The sequence below is a fragment of the Reyranella sp. genome, from assembly GCF_036558665.1.
Classification (GTDB): domain Bacteria; phylum Pseudomonadota; class Alphaproteobacteria; order Reyranellales; family Reyranellaceae; genus Reyranella.
Map to the genome: position 1 here is coordinate 18,816 of NZ_DATBFE010000119.1, position 21,716 is coordinate 40,531.

Genomic DNA, 21,716 nt, shown 5'->3' on the forward strand with positions numbered 1-21,716 from the left:
ATCTTCAAGAGCCGGAAAGACGCTCGTGCGGACTGCGGCTTGGCGCGGCGCATGGCAGTATCGACGTCGTATGGGGCCCTGTCGACCGGAGGATCCGAATGAGAGCCTGGGAAGCGGCGCTTGCCGCGCTGGTGGTTTCCGCATCTTTGCCGGCCCCGGGCGGCGCCATCGCCGCCGACGGGTTCGACATCGTGGCGCTGGGCGCCCTGGGCGGCATCCAGGACGGCAATCTGAGTGCCTATCTCCTTCATCCGCACGACGATGACCGGGCGGTAACCTGTGATGCGGGAACGCTGGTGAATGGCCTGCGCGCGGCCGACGCAAAAGGCGCCTTCGATGCGATCAAGGTTCCTCCGGACACGGGGCAGAGCCGCGTAGGGTATGTGCTGACGACCAAGATCAAGGGCTATCTGATCAGTCACGCCCACCTCGATCATGTGGCCGGTCTCGTCATCGCCTCGCCCGACGACAGCAACAAGCCGATCTACGCTCTGCCATCGGTCGGAGAGGCGCTGGCGGCGAACTACTTCAACTGGCAAGCCTGGCCCAATTTCACCGACCGGGGAAAGGCGCCGCAGCTCAAGAAGTTCACCATCACCGATCTCAAGCCCGCGACGGAAACTCCGCTCTCCGGCACGAAGATGAACGTGACGGCCTTTCCGCTGAGCCACGGCGGAGTCGAATCGACGGCCTTCCTGATCCAGAGCGACGGCGATGCTGTTCTTTGCTTCGGCGATACCGGACCGGATGCCGTCGAGAGGACGACCAGGATGCGCGATGTCTGGTCGGCCGTCGCCGACACCGTGAAGCAGCGGCGTCTGAAGGCCATCCTGATCGAGACGTCATATACGAGCGATCGGCCGGACAAGTTGCTGTTCGGCCATCTGACTCCCAAGTGGCTGCTGGCGTCCCTGCACGAACTGGAAGGGCAGGCAGGCACGGGAGCGCTGAAGGACTTGCCGGTCATTGTCACCCACATCAAATATGCGCTGACCGACGATCAGCCGCAGAAGAAAATCCTCGGCGAGTTGGAGGCCGGCAACGATCTCGGTCTGAGATTCGTGATTCCTCAGCAGGGGAGCCGCTGGCAGTTCAAATGAACGTCTCAGGCGCCGATAGCCCCGGACGGTCCGGCCTGACGCCGGAACAGGCGGTCGACCGCCTCGAGCTTCTCCACGCAAGCGCAAGCGACGCGCTGCGAGAGGCGCTGGCGCTCTTTACCAGGTCCGGGGTCGTGCCGACGGCGGAGCAGAGACGCGCCTTTCGTTATCCCGAATTGCGCGTCGACTGGCAGCCATCGGGCGCCATTCATTTCACCCGCCGTGCCTGGGCGAAGTTCCAGACCCCGGGACTTTATTCGACGACCATCACGCAGCCTGCCTTCTTCCGCAGGTATCTGCTCGAGCAGTTGCGGCCTCTGGCGGATGAATTCGGCGCCCGCATCGAGGTCGGAACCAGCGATCAGGAAATCCCCTATCCCTTCGTCACCGAGGCAGGCGACGAATTCATCCATGGCGAGCTCTCGGTCAGCGAGCTCGCGCGCCATTTCCCGACCCCGGTCCTCGCCAATGTGGGCGACGAGATCGCCGATGGGACCTGGGTGTTCGAGCGCCGCCGGTCGCGGCCGCTCGCCCTGTTCGATGCGCTGCGCATCGATTTCTCGCTGCGTCGGCTGATCCACTACACCGGCACCGACTGGCACACCATCCAGCCCTGGATCCTGTTCACCAATTACCAGCGCTATGTCGATCAGTTCCTTGCCTGGGCGCTGGAGGAATTGGCCAGCCCCGCCGGACCCTACGCGCACCTCGTGCTGCCGGGCGGCGCGGTCGTGCGGCGTGGCGACGATCCGGCGTTCGCCTCTGCATCGATCGCTGCGGCTCCCTGGCACCGCTTCCAGATGCCGGCCTACAGCCTGCAACGCTCTGATGATCGCGGCGGCGTCACCATCGTCAATATCGGGATCGGCCCGTCGAACGCCAAGAACGCGACCGATCATCTCGCGGTGCTGCGTCCACATTGCTGGTTGATGATCGGCCATTGCGGCGGGCTGCGGCAGTCACAGACGATCGGCGACTATGTGCTGGCACACGCCTATATGAGGCGCGACCGCATTCTCGACGATCTGGTACCGCCGGAAGTTCCGGTCCCGGCGTTGGCCGAGGTGCAGCTCGCCCTCCAGGCCGCGGCGGAACGGGTGACGGGCCAGCGCGGCGAGCAATTGAAGCGGCGGCTGCGCACCGGCACGGTGGTGAGCTACGACGATCGCAACTGGGAGTTCCGCTGGTCCCAGGAGCGCCGCCGCATCAATCTCGGCCGGGCCATCGCCGTCGATATGGAAAGCGCGGCGCTCGCCACGCAGGGCTATCGGTTGCGCGTGCCCTACGGCACCTTGCTCTGCGTTTCCGACAAGCCCTTGCACGGCGAGATCAAGCTTCCGGGGGCCGCGACCAGCTTCTACCAGCGCGCGGTCGGCGAGCATCTGCGCATCGGGCTCGAAGCAATCGATCTCTTGCGCGGTGAACTCGGCTCCCTGCATTCGCGCAAGCTGCGCAGCTTCGACGAGCCGCCCTTCAGGTGATGACGATCTGCGACGCAGTCGCAGCGGCCGACCTCCGGACAATCCGCGCTGCGTCACATGATGGACGCGGCGCTGGCCGTCGAAGCGGCCTTCGGAAGACGACCTTTCATTTCGTCGCCGGGATAACCGTGCTCCAGCGCCCAGATCGCGGCTTGCGTTCGGTTCGCCACCTGGATCTTCCGCAGGATCGACTTCATGTGGACCTTGACCGTCGCCTCCGTGATGTCGCACGTGCGCGCGATGACCTTGTTGGCGTGGCCTTTGACGAGGCCATCCAGGATCTGGGCCTCGCGTTCCGACAGCTTGGGCAGGCTTCGCTGCTTCGATGCATGGTGCGGGCCGCCGTTGTTCACGTCGAGATCGGGAGCGCCGACGCCGTCTTCCGCATCACAGACCGCCGCAGTCGGCGTGGCTGCGTCGGCACGCGACTGGAGCTTGCCTGCCTTCGTCTCCTGCTGGTCGGACCCTTCTTTTCCAATCGAATGAGGACAGGGGCACTTCGCATCGGCTACGACCATGACCCGGACATCTCTGACCATGATCAGGTCCAGCGTACTGATCAACGTCTCGGGAGAGACGGACAACGGAACACAGCCGTCGACTTGCGACGCCAGAAGCTTCTGAAAGTCGAGAAGCGACGCATGCTCGAACAGCAGGATGATCTTGCTGTCGGGCCACAATTTCCTGACGCCGACCGCCTCGGCGATCGCATCATCGGCGGACTGGACGCCCAGGATTGCAAGCCTGGGCCCCTCGGCAAGGATCGACGGGTTGGCGATCTCGGTGATGGATCCGACGCCGCAAACGACCCGATACGAATGATGAGCCATCAGCGATTCGAGTGCTTCGCGGACAAGCAAACGAGGTTCGACGATGATAGTCGCGACCCGTGTCGCCATGACTTCCCCCAGCCACATTGGCGCCCCACGTCAATCGATAAGGTGGTAAGTCGCCCGGGAAATTAACCGGTGATAAGCCGGCGCTTCACTTACGCGTTACCGACCAATTGTCTTCGACGGCACGAGCGCCCAGGCGATGGAAAACGATCTGGGCCACGGCGAGGGTGAGAAAGAGCGGCACGATGCGGCCGTACCGCTTCCACAGTCGACGCGGCTCCTGTGCCAGGCGGTAGGCCCATTCGAGTCCACTTCGCTGCATCCAGACCGGTGCCTGTGACTTGGCGCCGGACAGGAAATCGAAGGCCGCTCCGACGCCGACCAGCACCGGCGCCTTCAGCCGGCCGACGTGCGACGCCATCCACATTTCCTGCTTCGGTGTGCTCAATCCAACCCAAACGATATCCGGGTCGGCCGCATTGATCTGGGCCACCACGGCATCGTCCTCTTCAGGCGTGAGCGGTCGAAACGGCGGGGTGAGGGTGCCGACGACCTGCAGTGCCGGATAGCGACCTCTCAACGTCGTGGCGAGACGCTCTGCAAGTCCGGTCCCGCCGCCGTAATAGAACTGGCGATAGCCCTTCTGCGAAGAGATCTCGGTGAGGCGTCGCATCAGGTCAGGCCCGTAAACACGCGAGACCGGCCGGAAACCAAGACAGCGGGCGGTGAAGACGAGGGGCATGCCGTCCGGAGTGACCATGCCGGCCCGATTGTGGATCAGGCGCAGTTGCGGATCGCGGCGGCACTCGATCACGCCGTGGGCGCCGGTGACGCACACATAGTTCCGGCTTCTGCGCTCGATCCATCCCTCGATGGTCGAGACCGCCTGCTCCAGCGTGATGGCGCTGACCCCGACACCCAGAATGAACGCACGATTGAGAGCCGGTCCCCTATCAGGGGCGAGTACGGACATGAGGGTCGATGCGCCTTTCCCCGCGGTTGCCACAACGCCATGATCGATCTCAACCGTGACGGGACAAACATCGCATTGGAGCATCCAGGAGGTACCTCCTATTTGATCCTCCCGAACGTGGCGCTTGCCGGCATGCCTTGGGCACGCCGATCTGTTCGGCAAGCGCACCCTTGCGGCGACCGAACGGGTCCGCCGCCATCCGCCGCGCCTAGCGCGTATGGCGCGCGACGGTTCTGACGATTGGATTACTCCTTCGTGGCGCTTGAGGGCGATGTCACCGGCCGTAACGTAACAAGGTGAATACCGAACATCTGCGACAGAGCGCCAGATGTGATCGAGGCCCGGTGGACAAGCACGGAACGTCGAACGGAAGGAGGCTACGGCCGCAGGGAGAGGGCAATCGGGTGCCACGCGTCAGATGTTCGTTCGAAGAGGGCGTGAGTTGCCGGGCCGCTGCGATCTGCCCGACCGGGCGGCTCCATTTCAAATGAGTTGATGCTTATGTCCAATGTCGAAGCGCGTGTCGCCAGCGCATTGCCGCCTTCCGGAGCCAAACCTGTTGGATTTCGCGGCACAGCTTACGGCGGCCCGCTTGCGGCGGTCGAACGGAGATCGCGCGGGCTTTCTGTTCTCAAGTTGCTCGCCGGCGACATTCTGTCCGGCGCCGCCGCGATCATGCTCGCCTCGGTGGTCGTGACCTCCGCCTGGCCTATCGTCCAGACGGAGTTCTCCGACTGGATGTGGACCCACGTCTCCATGACGCTGCCGCTGCTCGTGGGCGTTTCCAGCTTGCTCGGCATCTACAGGTCGAACGTCAAGAGCCTGATGGAGCGTTTCCGAATCCGCGCGACCGCAATGGTGCTGTTCATGTTCGCTGCGACCATGATGTGGGCGCGCGAGGGACCGTCGGTCGAATTGGCGGCGGTACCGCTCATCGGCGTGATCGCGCTTGTGCTCGGCTCGTGGACCGAGCATCTGATCATCGGCCAGTTCGTGCGGTCGGGAGCATGGGGAACGCCGACCGCCATCCTTGGCCTTGGCGCCAAAAGCCGCACTTTCGCCCGACTCCTGCTCAGTCAGCCCGCCTGGGGGCTAAGGCCGGTCGGCTTCATCGATGACGGCCTGCCCGACGCGACCGCAGAGCTGCCCGCCGGAACGGAAGAAGCGGACCCCGCCTCCGGCCTACCGCTGCTCGGAACGATCGACGAGTGGCCCGGCGGCGCCGGCCCCGAGGTCGTGGTCGTGCCGGATGGCCATGCCTTGCCGCGCGATCCCGAAGCACTCTACCGGCTGGGGGTGCGGAAAATTCTGGTCGTCAGTCAGCTCGGGGAATTCGCCTCTTTCGGCCTGCAGGTCCGCCATTTCGACCGCTTTGTCGCCTTGGAGTTGGGAGGCCGGCCGCGTAGTCTTGGCCATGGACAAAAGCGCGCCATCGATCTTGCGCTGGCGCTGCCGCTTGCTGTGCTCACCGCACCGATGATCGCGTTCCTGGCCCTGATGATAAAGTTCGTGGACCCGGGGCCGGCCCTCTATCGTCAGGAACGTGTTGGCCGCCATGGCAAGCCGATCCAGGTGCTGAAGTTGCGCACGATGTATCGGGACGCCGAGCAACGGCTCGAGCACGTTTTGGCGACCGATGCCGCGATGCGGGAGCAGTGGCAGCGCTACTTCAAGCTGTCGAGGGACCCACGGGTCCTGCCCAACGTCGGGGACTTCCTGCGGCGCACCAGCCTCGATGAATTGCCCCAGCTCTGGAACGTGATCCGCGGCGATATGAGCCTCGTGGGACCGCGGCCATTTCCAGCCTACCATATGGACGCCTTCGATCCCGACTTCCAGGCCTTGCGGGTAACGGTGCTGCCCGGCCTCACTGGCCTTTGGCAGATCTCGTCGCGCAGCACCGGCGATCTCGGCGTTCAGCGGGCCCAGGACTGCTTCTATATCCGCAATCGCTCGCTTTGGCTCGATCTCTATATCCTCATTGCCACGCTGCCGGCGGTGATCGGCGGCCAGGGCGCGAAGTAGCACACCGTCGTCGGACGCTCCGGCAGGAGGCCCGCTCTTCCCTTCTCCGGACTCGATAAGGGTCATCAAAAGAAAATTGCTGCGAAGGTGCGGCACCCCGAGGATTACCATCTTGGGGGTAGCGATGCTTGGTGCCGTGGGGCCGTTGCGCAGCGACATTGCTGATGCGCTCATCCGCAAATTCAGTAACTTGGGTATGGATAGCGAAGAGGAGCTGCAAGCTCTCCTGCTGCTGGTCAAGATCAAGGGGCGAATCACGCGCGGCGAGGATATCGTCGGCTTGGGCAGCTCGCCGGGTCATGCGACGGTGTTGCTGAAGGGTTTGGCGTGCCGGTACAAGATGACCGAGAACGGCCGGCGACAGATCTTCACGTTCCAATATCCCGGCGATTTCTGTGATTTCGACCGCTATCTCCTCCCGGCGGTGGATGAAGCCGTCGGCGCGCTGACCGACTGCCTGGTCGGCGTCTTCCGGCATGAGGACATCGAGCGGATTATCGACCGCTACCCAAGGCTAGGCCTCGCCTTGTGGCGCGCCACGATCATCGAGGCAGGCATCTTCCGGGAAAGGCTGCTGAACGTGAGCCAGCGGCCGGCACTCCCGCGCATCGCCAATCTCCTGTGCGAACAGATGGTCCGGCTGGAGGCGATCGGTCTGGATGGCAGCGTCATCCCCATGACGCAGGTCGACCTGGCGGACGCGGCAAGCCTTTCCACCGTCCATATGAACCGCACCATCCAGGATCTGCGCGAGCTTGGTGTTCTCTCCAAAGGCAGCCGCGGCATCGAGGTCGTCTGCCGCGACCGGCTGATGGATATCGGCAGGTTCGATGGCCGCTACCTCGGCATTCCGCAAGGTCCGCCGGAGGGCCGTCTTCCAGCCTGGTTCAGGCGCGACGCCGCCTACGCCAAGCTCCACGTCGAAGCAGTCTACGCGCCCTGAAGCGGCGTCAATTGCGCGTCGGCACGGGACGTCCGCACAGCTGCATCGACCGGCGCGGATGCCGAGCCCTGCTCCTGCGAGGCGGCCAGCAGGTCGCCGAGCCAGCTTTCACCACGGAACTTCTGGTACTGGTCGGCGCGCAGCCGGTCAGCCAGGCGGCCAGCCGGCAGGACGACGTCCTCATAGGTGATGACCGCATCCTTGGCGATGTCGTTGGTCAGCCGACAGCCTTCGACAAGCCCCTCGGGCAGATAGCGGCCCGCGCTCATCTCCTCGACGTTCACCGCCTCCCCGTAGGTCATGTACATGCCGTAGTCGTCGAGCACCTCGCCGGCCTTGAGGTCGCGCTTGGCGACGGCGCAGACCTCCACCACAGGTCCGCCCAGGGGCTTGATGACCGGATCGCGCAACAGGACCGCCCGGGCGATCGCGTTCGGCACCTCGAAATGCACCAGATGATAGGGGAGGAAGAACGAATAGAGGGGGCCCGGCCCCATCTTGTAGAGGTTGAGGTAATGTTGCTGCTTTGGATCGGGATGCTCGGCGAGGCAGAAGACCTTGGTCAGCGGCGTGCCGACCACATAGTCCATCGCCCCACCGAGCCGGCGCAGCTCTTCAAGGTCGTAGCGTTCGCCGATCTTCATGACGTCGCCGGTATATTCGACGCCGCGCGACATGCCGCGTGTGAGCACCTTGAAACCGGTGGCATTGCCGACTGCAGACTGCTCGAAGCTGATCTTGGAGCCGTCGGCGAAGCTCGTCACCATGGTGGGATTCTGACCCCACCGCTCGGCGAAGCCTTTCTGCGTCGTCGGATTGCGGTAGCGATCCTGCAGCCCTTTCACGTTGCCCAGCAGGCGCGGTGTCAGGCCGAGTCCCTTGACCCAGCGGTAGAGGTTCATCTGCAGACCGGGCTCGTCGCCTTCGCAGCCCGTGAGGATCACGCCATGCTGCTGCGCATAGGTCTGCAGGATCGGACCAATCGTGGCGTCGAGTTCAGCGTTCATCAGGACGACGTCCTTGCCGTTCCTGAAGGCCTCGATGACCACATGGGCCCCGAATTCCACCGAACCGGTAACGTCGACGAGCACATCGATATGCTCCGAGCGGGCGAGCAGCATCGCATCCTCGGTGACGACCGGCCGACGGCGAGCGGCAGCGTCGTCGAGCTCCCGTTGCGAACCAGCGATCAGGATGTCGTCGTGGCCGGCGTACCTGAACACGTTCGCCGCCCGCTCCACCTGCCGATTGGATATGGCGACAACCCGCATGCCCGGTACGCTGTGAGTGATCTGGTTCGTGAGCCCCTGGCCCATGAACCCGGCCCCTACGATGCCCACGCGAATGGGCTTGTTTTGCTCCTCGCGAGCCTTCAGCGCGGTATCGACGATCCACATCGTGCTGCTCCTGTGCCGCAGATCTTGCCCCAATGGCCGTGACGGTCGTGCGGACCCGGCGTCGTCACGCTGTCACAAGCGACAGCGACATCTTGCGTTTCAATTCCCCTTCGATTTCCCGAAGCGGACGGAAAGCCTCATCCTTTGGCGAGATCACCGAGACCGGCAGCGGCCATTCCAGGCCGAGCTGCGGATCGTCGTGCCTCACACCTCCCTCGGTATTCGGCGCGTAGAATTCTCCGACCTGATAGCTCGTGTCGGTGCCATCGCGCAGAGCCTGGTAGCCGTGCGCAAACCGCTCCGGCACGTAAAGCGCCGTCATGTTCTCCTCGTTGAGCTCGACGGCGACATGCTGCAGGTACGTGCGACTCTCGGGTCGGAGGTCGATGATGATGTCGAGGATGGCGCCTCGCGTGCAGCGCACCAGCTTGGTCTCGGCCATCGGCGGATACTGGAAGTGCATGCCGCGCAACGTGCCCTTCCTGTGATTCGAGGCGATGTTCGCCTGGGCGATGACAGGTTTCAGGCCGTGGTCGCGGAATTCGTGCTGACAGAAGGCGCGAGCAAAGAAGCCGCGTTCGTCGCTCCGTCGTTCGAGATCGATGACGAAGGCGCCCTTGAGCCTGGTCTCGGTGAAGATCACGTTCGTCGTCCTGTCTAGCTGGCCGCTGTTGCAACGTGTTCGACCGTGCGCGCGCCCTCGGCGCGATGCCGCAGGTCGTCCGCGAGGACGCCGCTGGCGATCAGCTTTTGGATGTGGCTGATGCGTTGGTAGCGCGGCCCTTCGAACTCCTCGAGCGTGAGGTTCGACTGACGATAGGCGGCGTAGAGCTGCTCGGCGCCACGGCGCGCATCGTACTGCGGCCTGAAGCCCGGCAGCACGCGTGCGATCTTGTCGAAGTTGACGCGGTAGGAGCGCGTGTCGGGGCTGGCCCCGGGCGCGAACTCGAGCTGGCAGCCCGGGACCACCTGGGCCACGATCTCGGCGATGTCGCGAATGCGATAGTTGTGCCGGGTCTGGCCGACGTTGAAGGCCTGATTGCAGACCAGCTCCTCGGGGGCTTCGAGGGCGGCGATGAATGCCCGGGAGATGTCCTCGATATGGACGATCGGCCGCCAGGGCGAGCCGTCGGACTTGAGATAGATCTTCCCGGTGGTAACCGCCCACGCCACCAGATTGTTGAGCACGATATCGAAGCGAATTCGCGGCGACACACCATAGGCGGTGGCCGGGCGCATGAAGGTCGGGCAGAAACCGTCGCCCGCCAGAGGAGAAATGTCGCGCTCCGATCGGACCTTGGATTCCCCGTAGGCGGTGACCGGGTTGAGCGCGCCCGTCTCGTCGAGCATCGCCTCACCGGCCTGCCCGTAGTTGCTGCACGAGGACGCCATCAGGAAGCGCGTGACACCGGCCTGCTTGGCCAGCATCGCAAGGCGCACGCTGGCACGATGGTTGATCTCGTAGGTGAGCTCGGGCCGGAAGTTGCCGAGCGGATCGTTCGACAGTGCCGCCAGATGGATGATGGCATCGAGCCCGTCGAGATCGCCGCGCTCGACGTCGCGGGTATCCTTGCGGATGTGCGGCACCTGCACGATGCGGCCGCCGGCAGCAAAGGTGCAGCGCTCGTAGAGGTCGCTGTCGAGACCGATCACCTCATGGCCCGCCTGCATCAACAGGGGGACCATGACGGTTCCGATGTAGCCCAAGTGTCCCGTCACCATTACACGCATCGCCGTTCCACTCCTGTCATGTGCCGCCGTTCAATCATTGCACCGTGAGCTTTCGTGCGTGGAAAGCCTCGGCGAAGCCGTCGGCCGCGCGGCATTCCATGCCCCGCAGGCGCGCCAATCCCATGAAGATCTCGCGGTCGAACCAGTCCTTCGACCGCTGCGAGCCGAAATGATCGTTGAGAAGCTTAGTCTTGCGCTCCATCACCGTCCGGCTGGCGGGGAAGTAGACGTTAGGCTGGCCGGTGTCGCCGTCCCATTTCGGCACCTCGTACTCGAGGATGACGTGGTCACGAAAGGTATTCCAGGTCAGCTCGGAGACCTGGCGATGGTCCTGGTGCGCGTCGTCACGCCAATGGCACAGGATGACGTCGGGCGAGGTGCGCCGCTTCAGTGCCTCGAACCAGATCTTGATGTCGCTGCCCTGGTGGGGAAAGAACCCGTCCTTGAACGTTGCCAGATCGATGACGGCGCGCGCTGCCTTGGCGAGAAATCCCGTGGCCGATGCGCGGGCCTCCTCGGCGCGCGGTCCGATGGCGCTCAGCACCGCCCAATGGACATCGAGACGGACGCCGCGCTCGATCCATCCCAGGACCGTCGCGCCGGCGCCGATCTCGATGTCGTCGGCGTGGGCGCCGATGCACAGCACGGCGAGGCGCTCACCCGAGCCCGCGAGCCCAAGAGGCCTCATCCCGCCTTCCTTTCCGCGTCGCTCAACGCGCTGCCCGGAGCGCCGTTGAGACGCCAGGGCATCGTGCCTTTGTCGACGAGATCCTCGAGCACCTGCTTGTCCTTCAGCGTGTCCATGGGCCGCCAGAATCCCTCGTGCCGGAAGGCCATGAGCTGATCGGCGTCGATCAACCGCTGAAACGGCGCCTCGACCAATTCGTCGCCGGGCTGCATGTAGTCGAAGATCGCCGATCGGAAGATGAAGAAGCCGCCGTTGATCCAGAGATTGGCGTCCTGGCTGGCGCGAATGCGCTGAACCTTTCCGCTCGGCCGCATGTCGACAAGGTGCAGACTGAAGGACGGGCGAACCGCGATGAAGCATGCGATCTTGCCGCTCGCGCGAAAGGCCTCCGTCATCTCGTCCAGGTTCACATCGCAAAGCCCGTCGCTGTAGTTGGCGTAGAACATCTCCTCGCCCGCAACGTGCTCGCGCACGGCCCACAGCCGCTGGCCGATATTGCGCCAGATCCCGGTGTCGATCATCGCGATACGCCAGTCCTGCTGCGGATCGCCAAGGATCTCGACCTGGTTGCCGAAACCCGTGACCACACAGTCGGCGTAGGTCTGCGGCTTGTAGTTCAGGAAGAATTCCTTGACGACGTTCGCCTTGTAGCCGAGGCAAAGGACGAAGTCCTTGTGCCCGAACTGGCTGTAGTAGTGCATCAGGTGCCACAGGATCGGCTTGTCGCCGATCGGTATCATCGGTTTCGGTATGCTTTCGGACACGTCGCGGATTCGGGTGCCGAGACCGCCGCAGAACAGAACTGTCTTCATTCTCAACACCGTGTTTCGGACAGTAAGGAGCGTGCGCTCTTTCCGTGTTTGACTCTCGCGCCCGAGGCGACTTGAGCCCGATCTTCCGCCTTGTTGCGCCAGACGGCGCCGTGGACGGCGTTGCGCGCATCCTTGCGTGCCAGCGCCTGGACCGCCGTCTTCATGCAGTGCCCAGCGACGAAAGCGGTGCACAGCGCCTTGGTGGTGACGCTGATCGGCTTGCCGCCGGGAGCGCCGAAATAGGCCTTGATCTGGCGCGCGCGCCGCGAATAGGCCTTTCCGTCAGTACTCAGGAAGTCCTTCAACTCGCGCTGGTTGAGCGCCCAGGACACTCCGGCGTGGAAGCGCTTGAGGTAGAGGCGTTCGGGCACGGAACGGAACCGCCCGAGTAACGCCAGTTCGGCCAGCATGGCGCGATCGCTGCCCGCGAAGTTCGGCAGGAGCTGCGTCTGACTCAAGGCCGCGCGGCGGATGACGGCGAACATATGGCTCCCCCAGCGTGCGCTCGACAGCACGTCGCGAAAGCGCTCGAATGCGACCGGACTGTCGCCGATCTTCGGGCTGTCGGGCCTTTGGCGGGTGCCCGTCTTGGGATCGACATAGGTCTCGTTATCCGAATCGAACGGGAATTCCTGGCCGTCGTCGTCGATGAAGGCCGTGGCGCTGTGCGCGAGGACAATGCCCGAGTCCCGGTCGAGCAGGGCCACGCAACGTTCAAGATAGGTATTCAGGTGCAGGTCGTCGTGGGCTGCCCATTTGAAGAGGGGGGCCGCCGACAGTTCGAATGTCCGATTGAAGTTGGCGACGGCACCCAGATTCGAGTCATTTCGGCAATAGCGGACACGAGGATCCCGGCTCGCATATTCGGCGCAGATTTGCGAAGTCCGATCGGTCGACGCGTTGTCGCTGACGATGATCTCGAAATCCCGGAAGGTCTGCGCCAGGAGATGATCGAGCGCCTCCGGCAGGAACTTTTCCCCGTTGTAAACCGGCAGTCCGATCGACAGCTTCGCCGCAGGGCCGCTGGGTGAATAAGCCATTTCCTTCTTTCCATTCGGCCTTGGCCTTGCTCACGCGGAAGCACGTGTCGGTTGGCCGGATGCGAAGGAAGCGTGTCGGCGGGGGTGTGTGAAGTCAACGAACCGCCAAGGTTACTCCTCTCGGAAAGCCGCGCCGTTGCACGGCCGGCGGGAAGTTTGACGTTACCACCTTCGAGGTACCTCTCTTTGAGTCGCAGCCGCCATCCAACGCGCCGCCCGCGCATGTTCCCGTCAGGTTATCTAGTTGACGATGAGCATTCCCAGATTCGACGGGGAAAGGCGGCGCGACCACGAGCTCCCGCGCGCGGAGTTCCGGACGCATTACGGAAATCGCCGAGCCAGAGGACGCGACCGTGCAGCAGTCGGGCGCAAGATCGCAGTCGCCAGCGAAAGCTCCTGGTGGCCCTTGGCTCTGGCCGCGTTTGAAACAGACTCGCGCACCATAGAGCCCAAGACGCCTATACCCTTCAACCCGTGGACCGCGGCCGCCGCCGAGCTGAACGCACGATTCGCCGGCTTCCTCGTGCGCACGCTGTCACGCCGATCGAAGAGCAGTGGGAGCGCTTCCACGGGCCAGGCACGGTTCATTGGCAGGGCGTCATCGACGCTCGTCGACCAGGCCATGGTGAGCGCCGGGAACTTCCTCCTCAATGTGCTGCTCGCCCGAATCCTCGATGCCGAAGATTACGGGAGGTTTGCCCTCTTTCTTGGCGCGATCTTCATCCTGCGGACGGTCGACTACTCCCTCATCTCCTATCCGCTGTCGGTCCGACTGTGCATCGCGGATGAAGATGAGCGTGCCCGTCTGGTTGGTAGCACCATAGTGCTCGCGGCCGGTCTTAGCCTTGTCCTGGTCGCGACCATGGGACTTGGAATCGCGCTCCTCGGAGCATCTGCCATTCTTCTACCGGGCTGCCTCTGCTACCTGTGTTGGCAGGCGCAGGAGACACTCCGGCGTTGTTTGCTTGCCGATTTTCGTTATCGCTGCGCGGTGGCCGGCGACAGCATCGCCTACGTAGGCCAGGTCCCGCTGGTCGCGGCTCTGCTCTGGACCGGTTCGATCACGCTTCCGGCCACGCTCTATGCGATGTCCGCGGCGTTCGCCGTCGGCGCTCTCGTGCACGCGTCCAAGCTGCGCGTCGCTCGCCCGACAATCGCCGGCGTGCGAAGCCTGCCGTTGGAGTATTTCTCCGTCGGCAAGTGGTCTCTCGTCAGCTATCAGCTCGTGCTCGTGCGCGTCCAGCTCCTTCCCTGGATGCTCGCGACGATCGCCGGCACCGTGGCGACGGCATCGCTTCAGGCCGGTTTGAACATCGCCAACATGATGAATCCCATCGCGTTCGGCATCGGCAACGCGATCCCGCAGGTGGCGGCTCATGCCCATCGTTTCGGCGGCGTCGCAGGCGCGTTCAAGGCAGCACGTGGATACGTCCTGTTCGGCCTCGGACCGATTCTGGCCATTGGCGCCGTCGGAGCCCTGATGCCGGATCTGCTTCTGCGCACAGTCTATGGACCTTCCTCGCCGTATCTCGCGGTTGCCGCCGGCCTGCAGCTTCTCATGGTCGCCGGCGTCATCGACTATGTCACCGAGATGATCAGCAAGGCCTTGCTCGGCGTTCAGGCGGGCAAGCTTGCCTTCCTCGTCAATGTCGCGGCGCTGGCGGCAGCGCTCGCGCTGGTATTGGCGCTGATCGAGCCGTTGGGCGTGCTGGGTGCGTGCCTTGCGCTGCTGGTCGCCAATCTGGTGCGACTGGTCGGGGCCGGGATCGCGGTCACCTGGTTGATCCGGCACGAGCGGTCGAGAGCGCCCGCCGACCTTCCGGCAGGCCATCGTGAAGCACCGCAGGCGGGTTGAACATGTCTGACACGCTCCAATACGAGTCGCGGCGGATATCAACCATAGGCGATCGCTATCTGTCGCTGCTTGCCGTCGTGCTGCTGGGCTATGCCCTCATGGGAAAGGGCTTCGCCTATATCGGGATTCCACCGCTCTACATCGGCGAGATCGCATTCCTTTTCGGGCTCCTCGTCTTTGCCAGGTCCGGCGCGTTCGTCGCCTCGCTGGCGACCCTGCCGAGCATGCTTCTCGTGGTTTTGATGATCTGGGTCGTCGCCCGGACGATCCCATTCGTCGGGATTTATGGTTTCGACGCCCTGCGCGACAGCGTCGTCGTCATGTATGGCGGCTTCGCGTTCATCGTCATTGGACTTCTGCTCGAGGATGGGCGGCGCATCGATACCATCCTTCGCTACTACGCCATCTTCGTCGCGACGTTGCCCGTCATGTCGGTCGGCTACATGATCACCAAGTACTGGATGGACCAGATCCCCAGCCTGTACGGTCCGAACATACCGGTACTGGATATCCAGGCGAGCGCGGCCGGAAGCCATCTGGCCGGCGCCATGGTGTTCGTGTTGATCGGCTATCGAAAGGCGTCGCCGTTCTGGATTGCCATCTGGTTTGCCACCCTCGCCATGGTGGGGGCAACCAATCGGGGAGCGGCGCTGGCCGTCCTTGTTCCGGTGGTTTTTGCGATGCTCATGCTGGGCCGGCTGCGCCTGCTGCTGACGACAATGCTGGCTGCCGTGGGCATCCTCGGCCTTCTCTACGCGGCCGAGGCCAGCTTCTCTCACTACCATGAGGCCGAGGAGTCGAACGACCGGCCGGTCAGCGCCCATCAGATCGTCGAGAACTTGAAGAGCATCGTCGGGCAATCCGGCGAGCAGGTGCAAGGAACCAAGGAGTGGCGTCTCGAGTGGTGGGACGTGATCCTCGATGACACCTTCCGCGGGCCCCATTTCTGGACCGGCAGAGGATTTGGCCTCAATCTCGCCGAAGCCGATGGCTTTGCCGGTCCAGTGGACCCGGTCGACCCGCACCCGCCTCTGCGGAGCCCGCACAACGCGCACATGACTCTGCTCGCCCGCGCCGGCGTGCCAGGTCTCGTGCTGTGGGCAGTCGTGCTTGTCGCGTGGGGAGCCATGATGCTGAGGGCCATCCTGCTCGCTCGGACCCGAGGCCACGGGCAGTGGGCCGATCTCTTCCTCTTCATTGCCTGCTACACCGCATCCATCGTCATAAACGCAACGTTCGATGTCGTGCTTGAAGGACCGATGCAGGGCATTTGGTTCTGGTGCCTGTTCGGCTTCGGCATCGGTTCGGTGATGGTCTATCGGGCCGAGGTCGCCGCCGAAAGCGGGAGCGCCGGTCGATGATGGCGGCAAGGTCGTTGCTGGCCGGGGCGTCGGTGCTTTGTGGCCTGCTGATCCATGCCGGGGCGGCCGTGGCTCGAACAAGCGATAGTTCCTGCCCGGCCAACACCATCGCCGTCGAGCCGGGTGCCTCGATCCAGGCGGCGGTCGATCTCGCCGGCGACGGAGCTGGGTTCTGTCTGAAGAATGGCATCCACAGGGCGCAGGCGGTCCGGCCGCGGTCGAACCAGCGCTTCTACGGCGAGGGCCGCACCGTCCTCGACGGAAGCCGGCCGCTGGCCGGTTTCAGGAATGAGGGGCGCTATTGGACGGCCAAGAGCCCGTTCAACCTCGGCGCCATGCACGGGGATTGCATGCCCAGTGCACCGGCGTGCAACCGGCCTGAAACATTGTTCATGGACAATCGGCCGCTCACCATGGTCCTGAGCAGGAACGCCCTCGCCAGTGGTCAGTTCTATGTCGATCACACCGACCGCAAGATTTATCTCGTCGACAATCCGACGGACCACAAGGTCGAAGCAACGGCCGCTTCGTTCGCGTTCGAAAGCACGGCCCGCGGCGTGTTGATCAGCAATGTGACGGTCGAAAAGTACTCGAGCCCGGCACAAAAGGGAGCGGTTCATGCCCGCGAGGGCGCGGGATGGACGATCGAGAACTGCGACGTGCGTCTGAACAGCGGTGCCGGGATCAGCGTCGGGACCGGGAGCCGCGTGCGAAACTGCGACATCGATCACAACGGCCAGATCGGCATCGAAGGCAATGGCAAGGACATCCTGATCGAAAGCAACCGCATCTGGTCGAACAACATCCGCGGCTTCGATCCGGCGTGGGAGGCCGGCGGCGTAAAGATCGCCGAGAGCGACGGTGTGATCCTGCGCGGCAACCATGTCTACGACAACGATGGCGCCGGTCTGTGGTGTGATATCGACTGCCGCAACGTCGTCTACGAGGGCAATCTCGTGGAGAACAACCGGCACATCGGCATCTTCCATGAGATCTCGTTCAACGCCGTGATCCGCAACAATATCGTGCGGCACAACGGGAGCGCAAACAGGAGCTGGTTCTGGGGTGCCGACATCACTCTTGCCGCATCCCAGGACGTGGTCGTGACCGGCAACAGGCTGACCGTATCGGCCGGCGGATGCGGCATCATGTTGATCGATCAGGGACGGCGAGCGGACAACGGCAGCGAATACAGGACGCGCAACAATATCGTGCGCGGTAACGAAATGACGTTCGAAGGTGCGCCATGCTCCGGCGGAGCGTCGGATACGCAGCCCAACGACAGAAACTTCGACATCATCGCCGAGGGAAACAACCGGTTCGACGGCAACATCTATCGCGTTCTCCGCGGCAGCGGACCGGGCCGCTTCGTATGGGGACGAGACGTCACCGATTGGGACGGCTTCCGGCGAAAAGGTCTGGAGCGCGATGGCCGGCTCGATTCCTTGTGAAGGTGGGCGGTCGAAGGTGATACGGAGAGCTGCATCATGAGAGTGCTCGAAATATCTCGCTTCGGTCTGTTAAAGGCATTGCAACCGGACGATACCCACTGGATCCGTTGGGGGGGCAGCCTGACGGCAGACGAGCCGATGCGGCCGGAGGCACCGACGCTGGCTCTTCTCGCTCGCACCTTGAAAAGAATCCGCGGCCGCGAATTCGACCTGATAGTCCTGCCAGCGATCCACCCCCAGCATGTGCATGATCAGTCGAGGTACAAGCTGATGGCGAAGGCGCTGCTGCGGCGCACTGCGAGATTGCCGACCGTCGCCGCGCTGCTGCATCGCCACGGATTGCGAGCGACGCGCAGCGTGGTACTGGACATCCACGACGACCGGCGTCTTTGCGACACGACGCTGCGGCTGTTTCCTCGCTGCGCGCTCTACTTCAAGAGGGAACTCTCCCTCGACGAACCGAATGATGGTCCAATGGCCCGGAAGCTCAAGCCAATTCCGCTCGTGCTTCCGGACGAGCGCAGGGTTCCGGCGGCTCGAGAAAAGGATATCGATCTCATCTTTGTCGGCAGGATATGCAACGAGACGAGAGCGAAGGCAGTCGACCAGGCGCGACACCTGGCGTCACGCGGCATCCGCGTCTTCATCCCCGACGCGCCGCTTTCCTATCCGGCGTTCATCGAGGCGCTGAGCCGATCGTGGCTGGTGCTCTCGCCCGAGGGCGAGGGCTGGGATTGTTATCGCCACTATGAAGCCTGTCTCGCAGGCTCCGTGCCGCTCATCAACAGACCCCGGTACCGTCGCCATCTGTACCTCGGGGAAGGCGCACACTGCTTTTACTACGACGCCGATCGCGATTGTCTGGCGGACCAGGTCGTGAGCCTCCTGGCCGACAAGCCGAGGCTTTCGCAAATGGCGGAAGACGGTCGGCGACACGTCCTTGCCAATCACACCCGGTCCGCGGTCGGGCGCTACATGTTGGACGAGCTGGCCCGTAGCGAACACTGAACGTGCGCTCCTCCGAGAAAATCGACGAGCGAGTCGGCGGTCAATGTGCGGCGGTGCCGTCGTAGGCGACCGGCGCGATCTCCTGCGTAGTGCTGCATGTGCCGAGCTGGATGGAAAGAGGTGCTCGCGAGGATTCGGCAGCTAGAACACGCTCGAGCCAGATTTCGCGCCACCACAAGTGGATCGCGCGCGGACAGAACATCCGCCGGCCGCTGTAGAGCGCCCTGCAGGTCACGCCTTGCAGGATGACGGCCGGTGTTTTCAGCCGCCGCATCCGTCCTGTCTTTTCGTCGACGAAGCGTTCGACGCAGGCGCTGACATAGAAGACTTTGCCGCAGAACGGCACGAGTTCCGCGTCGAACCACAGCCCTCTGTTCGAGAGCCGCCTGTCCAATGTGGCAAGGATTTGATCATAGGTCCTTACCCGCACCAGATCGCCCGGCTGAAGGCCGAGATCGTGCCGGGGCGTCGGCTGTCCCGCCGGGATCTTCCCTTGCATGCGGGGAAACGGGATGCCGCCGGTGGCGGATTGGAAGCGGTTGTAAAGCCAGCGCGCAGGGTGACCCCATCTGTCGCTGAACGCGAACGTCCCGTAATAGTAGAGCAGATACCAGAGGCCGCGGCATACCTGAGCCAATGTTCTGTTGCCCGAGGTGTAGGCCTCGACGTACTGGCGGGCATCCCACCATTTGAGCGGTGCCGTGTAGTTGAGCAGTTCGGTTGCCTGGCAGGAATATCTCGTTTCGCCGCCTGGTCCTTCGTATCGTGTTGCCGCCCGGACATCGCCCTCCGTGCAGTCCTTCCCGCCATTCGCCCGCTCGGTTTGAGGGCTTTCGCCATTGGGCGCAGGCGGCTCTTCGTCCGGATCGTCGGCGGGCTTGAGCCAGGCATCCTTCCAGAAGATCAGGCAACCCGCCTGGCATCCGCCATAGGCCTGTCCATCGCAACGGATGTCGAGATGCACCGCGTCGGGCAAGCTTCGTCCGGCATAATGTCCGCTCACCGTATCGCAGGTCTTGTAGGCGCTGTTCTGCACACGAAAGCGGCGACCGCAATATTTGAACATTTGTGGCATGAACGGGAGGCCGCCGAGGCGACCCTTCTCGTCGAGCGTGCTCAGGATCTCGTCCTTGCTCCGCACCTCCACCCACGCGCCGGTACACAGTTTCATGTCAACAGCCCGCCCTTTCGGACGCAGCGCCCTAAATTCAGCGCATGTTAGACGGTTGCATTTGATGCGCCCGCGTTCAAAAAGGGGCGAGACGACTATTCTTAGGGGGTAACTCCACGGCTCGGCCGACCAGCCGACATCGATGGGATGCTCCGTGACGGCTCAAGGTGGCGGCGCGATCAGGAACACTTTGGAAGAATTGAAGATCCAGGTCTCGACCAAACCTGCTTCCTTGGGAGTGCGCCCGAGCTCGCTCAGTGCGCCGGCGAGGCACATCCAGTTCAGGATCTCCTGCTGTCCGCTCTCTTCGACGGCCACACTCGGATAGTTGCGCCAGCAATCCCAGTCCGCGGCACACAGGGCATCGTACATGCGCCGATCGGCCGGCGTATCGGGGTAGAGGTAATGGTTCTTGGCGGTCAGGAAGGCGTGAGACCAGCCGGACGAGGCAAGTAGCGCCACCCGGTAGGGCGATTGCGCAAGGATGCGCGCGGTCGCGGCCCCGAGATCGAAGAGTCGCCTCGGCGTCGGCGCCGGTGGATCGAGATCGGCCTCGGCCACCACCTTGTCGAACGTCGGCAGGCCGCCGCGCTGGGCGATCACGCGCCGGCCATAGCAGTTCACGGCAAACGGGATGATCGGATAGTCGAACCCCTTGCGGTCATAGTCGAGATAGAGGATGGCGTTGGTGAAGGCATGCCCGAGCGGGTGATGCAGCGCCTTGTAGGCATAGGCGGTGTCGAAACCTTCCTCTATCAGGCGGCCGGTCAGCATCTTGGCAGCCTCGGGATGGCCGGGGAGATCGAAGGTCTTGCCGCTCTCGGCCCATACGTTGCCTGGCGGCGACGCGAAGCGGAAGCGATCGTAGGCGCTGATGCAGTAGGGCGGCACGATGTCCTCGCGAAAGTTCTCGTACTGGTCATCGCCCCACATCAGCACCAAGTCGGGACGAAACGCATCGAGGGCGGCGCGGGTCCTGCGCAGCCAGGCGACGAGCTCCGCGCGATGCCGTATCGCCGAACAGGTGCCTTCGTCGCTGCCCCATTCGACCCGCATGGCGTCCGGCCATCCGGCCGGCGTGCGCAAGCCAAGCGGCAGACGCGGATTCTGCAGCATCCGCTTCAGGATCCACGACATGCGCTCGTCGGGTCCGGTCAGCGGAGGGTAGTGAGATATTCCAAGAGCCAGAATGTCTGCCATGGACACTGCTCGACACGGGTTGTCGAAGCGTCCACTTCCTGCCGTCTGTCGTCAACCGGGCTCTCTGGTTATCGCTCCGTGTCGCGTTTAACCTGTGACGGCTGACCGCGGAAGCCATCGAGTACGGAGGGAACAATGAATACCGAAGCGAAGAAGACGGTCCTGCGCATGATCCCGTACGGGATCTACGTTCTGACCGCGTCCGACGGCAAGGGCGGCATCGCGGCGGCGACGGTGAACTGGGTCACGCAAACCGCCTTTGTGCCGCCCCTGGTTGTCGTCGGCGTCAAGACGGACTCGGGAGCCTATCAGATCGTGAAATCGGCGAAGAGCTTCGCGCTCAACATGCTGGGCAAGGAACAAAAGAGCCTTGCCTTCACCTTCTTCAGGCCGGCCGACGTGAGCAATGGCAAGATCAGCGGCCAATCCTTCCGCACCGGTGCGACCGGAGCGCCTCTCCTTGTCGATGCACCGGGCGCGGTCGAGTGCCGCGTGATCTCCATCGTTGAGCAGGGCGATCATCACATCGTCGTCGGCGAAGTGACCGAAGCTCATCTCAACAAGGCTCCCGCCGGCCGTCCCGACGCTGCCATCCTCGAGATGAAGGACCTCGGCGACAACGTCTACTACGGCGGATAGCCAGG

Annotated in this window: 19 protein-coding genes; 9 read left to right on the top strand and 10 right to left on the bottom strand. The window is 63.6% G+C overall.

Annotation, left to right across the window (positions count from 1 at the left end):
* Positions 1-98 precede the first annotated feature (98 nt).
* Both VH499_RS17455 and VH499_RS17460 read left to right on the top strand, forming a co-directional pair.
* On the top strand, positions 99-1,100 hold the full coding sequence (locus VH499_RS17455) for a 3',5'-cyclic-nucleotide phosphodiesterase (RefSeq protein WP_332054021.1): 1,002 nt from the start codon (positions 99-101) through the stop codon (positions 1,098-1,100).
* Positions 1,097-2,581: an AMP nucleosidase gene (locus tag VH499_RS17460; protein ID WP_332054022.1), complete on the top strand. Its 1,485-nt coding sequence runs from the start codon at positions 1,097-1,099 to the stop codon at positions 2,579-2,581. The genes VH499_RS17455 and VH499_RS17460 overlap by 4 nt, the downstream gene beginning before the upstream one ends.
* Positions 2,582-2,634: 53 nt before the next feature.
* Here VH499_RS17460 and VH499_RS17465 read toward each other — a convergent pair whose 3' ends face one another.
* Both VH499_RS17465 and VH499_RS17470 read right to left on the bottom strand, forming a co-directional pair.
* Positions 2,635-3,411 (bottom strand): response regulator transcription factor, encoded by a 777-nt coding sequence (locus VH499_RS17465; RefSeq protein WP_332054023.1) that lies wholly within the window; start codon positions 3,409-3,411, stop codon positions 2,635-2,637.
* A gap of 154 nt (positions 3,412-3,565) precedes the next feature.
* Positions 3,566-4,390, bottom strand: coding sequence for a WecB/TagA/CpsF family glycosyltransferase (locus VH499_RS17470; protein WP_332054024.1), 825 nt, complete (start codon positions 4,388-4,390; stop codon positions 3,566-3,568).
* Between the two features lie 501 nt (positions 4,391-4,891).
* Between VH499_RS17470 and VH499_RS17475 the strand changes: the two genes are divergently transcribed.
* The gene (locus VH499_RS17475) at positions 4,892-6,415 is read left to right on the top strand and encodes an exopolysaccharide biosynthesis polyprenyl glycosylphosphotransferase (RefSeq protein ID WP_332054025.1); all 1,524 of its coding nucleotides are present in this window, start codon (positions 4,892-4,894) and stop codon (positions 6,413-6,415) included.
* A gap of 196 nt (positions 6,416-6,611) precedes the next feature.
* Positions 6,612-7,358 carry a Crp/Fnr family transcriptional regulator gene (locus VH499_RS17480; RefSeq protein ID WP_332054026.1) on the top strand — a complete coding sequence of 249 codons (747 nt, stop codon included), beginning with the start codon at positions 6,612-6,614 and terminating at the stop codon, positions 7,356-7,358.
* Here the strand turns inward: VH499_RS17480 and VH499_RS17485 are convergent.
* The 6 genes from VH499_RS17485 to VH499_RS17510 all read right to left on the bottom strand — a co-directional run bounded on the left by VH499_RS17485 (position 7,346) and on the right by VH499_RS17510 (position 13,026).
* Entirely contained in the window at positions 7,346-8,755 is a 1,410-nt protein-coding gene (locus tag VH499_RS17485; RefSeq protein ID WP_332054027.1) for an NAD(P)H-dependent oxidoreductase, read from the bottom strand. The genes VH499_RS17480 and VH499_RS17485 overlap by 13 nt on opposite strands.
* A gap of 64 nt (positions 8,756-8,819) precedes the next feature.
* Positions 8,820-9,398 carry a dTDP-4-dehydrorhamnose 3,5-epimerase gene (rfbC, locus tag VH499_RS17490; protein ID WP_332054028.1) on the bottom strand — a complete coding sequence of 193 codons (579 nt, stop codon included), beginning with the start codon at positions 9,396-9,398 and terminating at the stop codon, positions 8,820-8,822.
* A gap of 14 nt (positions 9,399-9,412) precedes the next feature.
* Positions 9,413-10,486 (bottom strand): NAD(P)-dependent oxidoreductase, encoded by a 1,074-nt coding sequence (locus VH499_RS17495; protein ID WP_332054029.1) that lies wholly within the window; start codon positions 10,484-10,486, stop codon positions 9,413-9,415.
* A 34-nt stretch (positions 10,487-10,520) separates the two neighbouring features.
* The gene (locus VH499_RS17500; RefSeq protein ID WP_332054030.1) at positions 10,521-11,174 is read right to left on the bottom strand and encodes a PIG-L deacetylase family protein; all 654 of its coding nucleotides are present in this window, start codon (positions 11,172-11,174) and stop codon (positions 10,521-10,523) included.
* Positions 11,171-11,986 (bottom strand): sugar phosphate nucleotidyltransferase, encoded by an 816-nt coding sequence (locus VH499_RS17505; RefSeq protein ID WP_332054031.1) that lies wholly within the window; start codon positions 11,984-11,986, stop codon positions 11,171-11,173. Before VH499_RS17505 ends, VH499_RS17500 begins: the two co-directional genes overlap by 4 nt.
* Positions 11,987-11,988: 2 nt before the next feature.
* Positions 11,989-13,026 (bottom strand): glycosyltransferase family 2 protein, encoded by a 1,038-nt coding sequence (locus VH499_RS17510; RefSeq protein WP_332054032.1) that lies wholly within the window; start codon positions 13,024-13,026, stop codon positions 11,989-11,991.
* Between the two features lie 622 nt (positions 13,027-13,648).
* On the opposite strand from VH499_RS17510, the gene VH499_RS17515 reads away from it, so the two are divergent.
* The 4 genes from VH499_RS17515 to VH499_RS17530 are packed head-to-tail and all read left to right on the top strand — an operon-like array spanning position 13,649 to position 18,701.
* Positions 13,649-14,881, top strand: coding sequence for a hypothetical protein (locus VH499_RS17515; RefSeq protein WP_332054033.1), 1,233 nt, complete (start codon positions 13,649-13,651; stop codon positions 14,879-14,881).
* 2 nt (positions 14,882-14,883) lie between these two features.
* Positions 14,884-16,242 (top strand): O-antigen ligase family protein, encoded by a 1,359-nt coding sequence (locus VH499_RS17520; RefSeq protein WP_332054034.1) that lies wholly within the window; start codon positions 14,884-14,886, stop codon positions 16,240-16,242.
* Positions 16,239-17,693, top strand: coding sequence for a right-handed parallel beta-helix repeat-containing protein (locus VH499_RS17525; RefSeq protein WP_332054035.1), 1,455 nt, complete (start codon positions 16,239-16,241; stop codon positions 17,691-17,693). Before VH499_RS17520 ends, VH499_RS17525 begins: the two co-directional genes overlap by 4 nt.
* A gap of 36 nt (positions 17,694-17,729) precedes the next feature.
* On the top strand, positions 17,730-18,701 hold the full coding sequence (locus VH499_RS17530; RefSeq protein ID WP_332054036.1) for a glycosyltransferase: 972 nt from the start codon (positions 17,730-17,732) through the stop codon (positions 18,699-18,701).
* A gap of 40 nt (positions 18,702-18,741) precedes the next feature.
* On the opposite strand, the gene VH499_RS17535 is transcribed toward VH499_RS17530, so the two are convergent.
* Positions 18,742-19,872, bottom strand: a complete 1,131-nt coding sequence (locus tag VH499_RS17535) for a hypothetical protein (protein WP_332054037.1) — start codon at positions 19,870-19,872, stop codon at positions 18,742-18,744.
* A gap of 162 nt (positions 19,873-20,034) precedes the next feature.
* Positions 20,035-21,072, bottom strand: a complete 1,038-nt coding sequence (locus VH499_RS17540) for a hypothetical protein (RefSeq protein WP_332054038.1) — start codon at positions 21,070-21,072, stop codon at positions 20,035-20,037.
* Positions 21,073-21,207: 135 nt separating this feature from the next.
* Here VH499_RS17540 and VH499_RS17545 point away from each other — a divergent pair, with 135 nt between their 5' ends.
* Positions 21,208-21,711, top strand: a complete 504-nt coding sequence (locus tag VH499_RS17545) for a flavin reductase family protein (protein WP_332054039.1) — start codon at positions 21,208-21,210, stop codon at positions 21,709-21,711.
* The last annotated feature ends 5 nt before the right edge of the window (positions 21,712-21,716 follow it).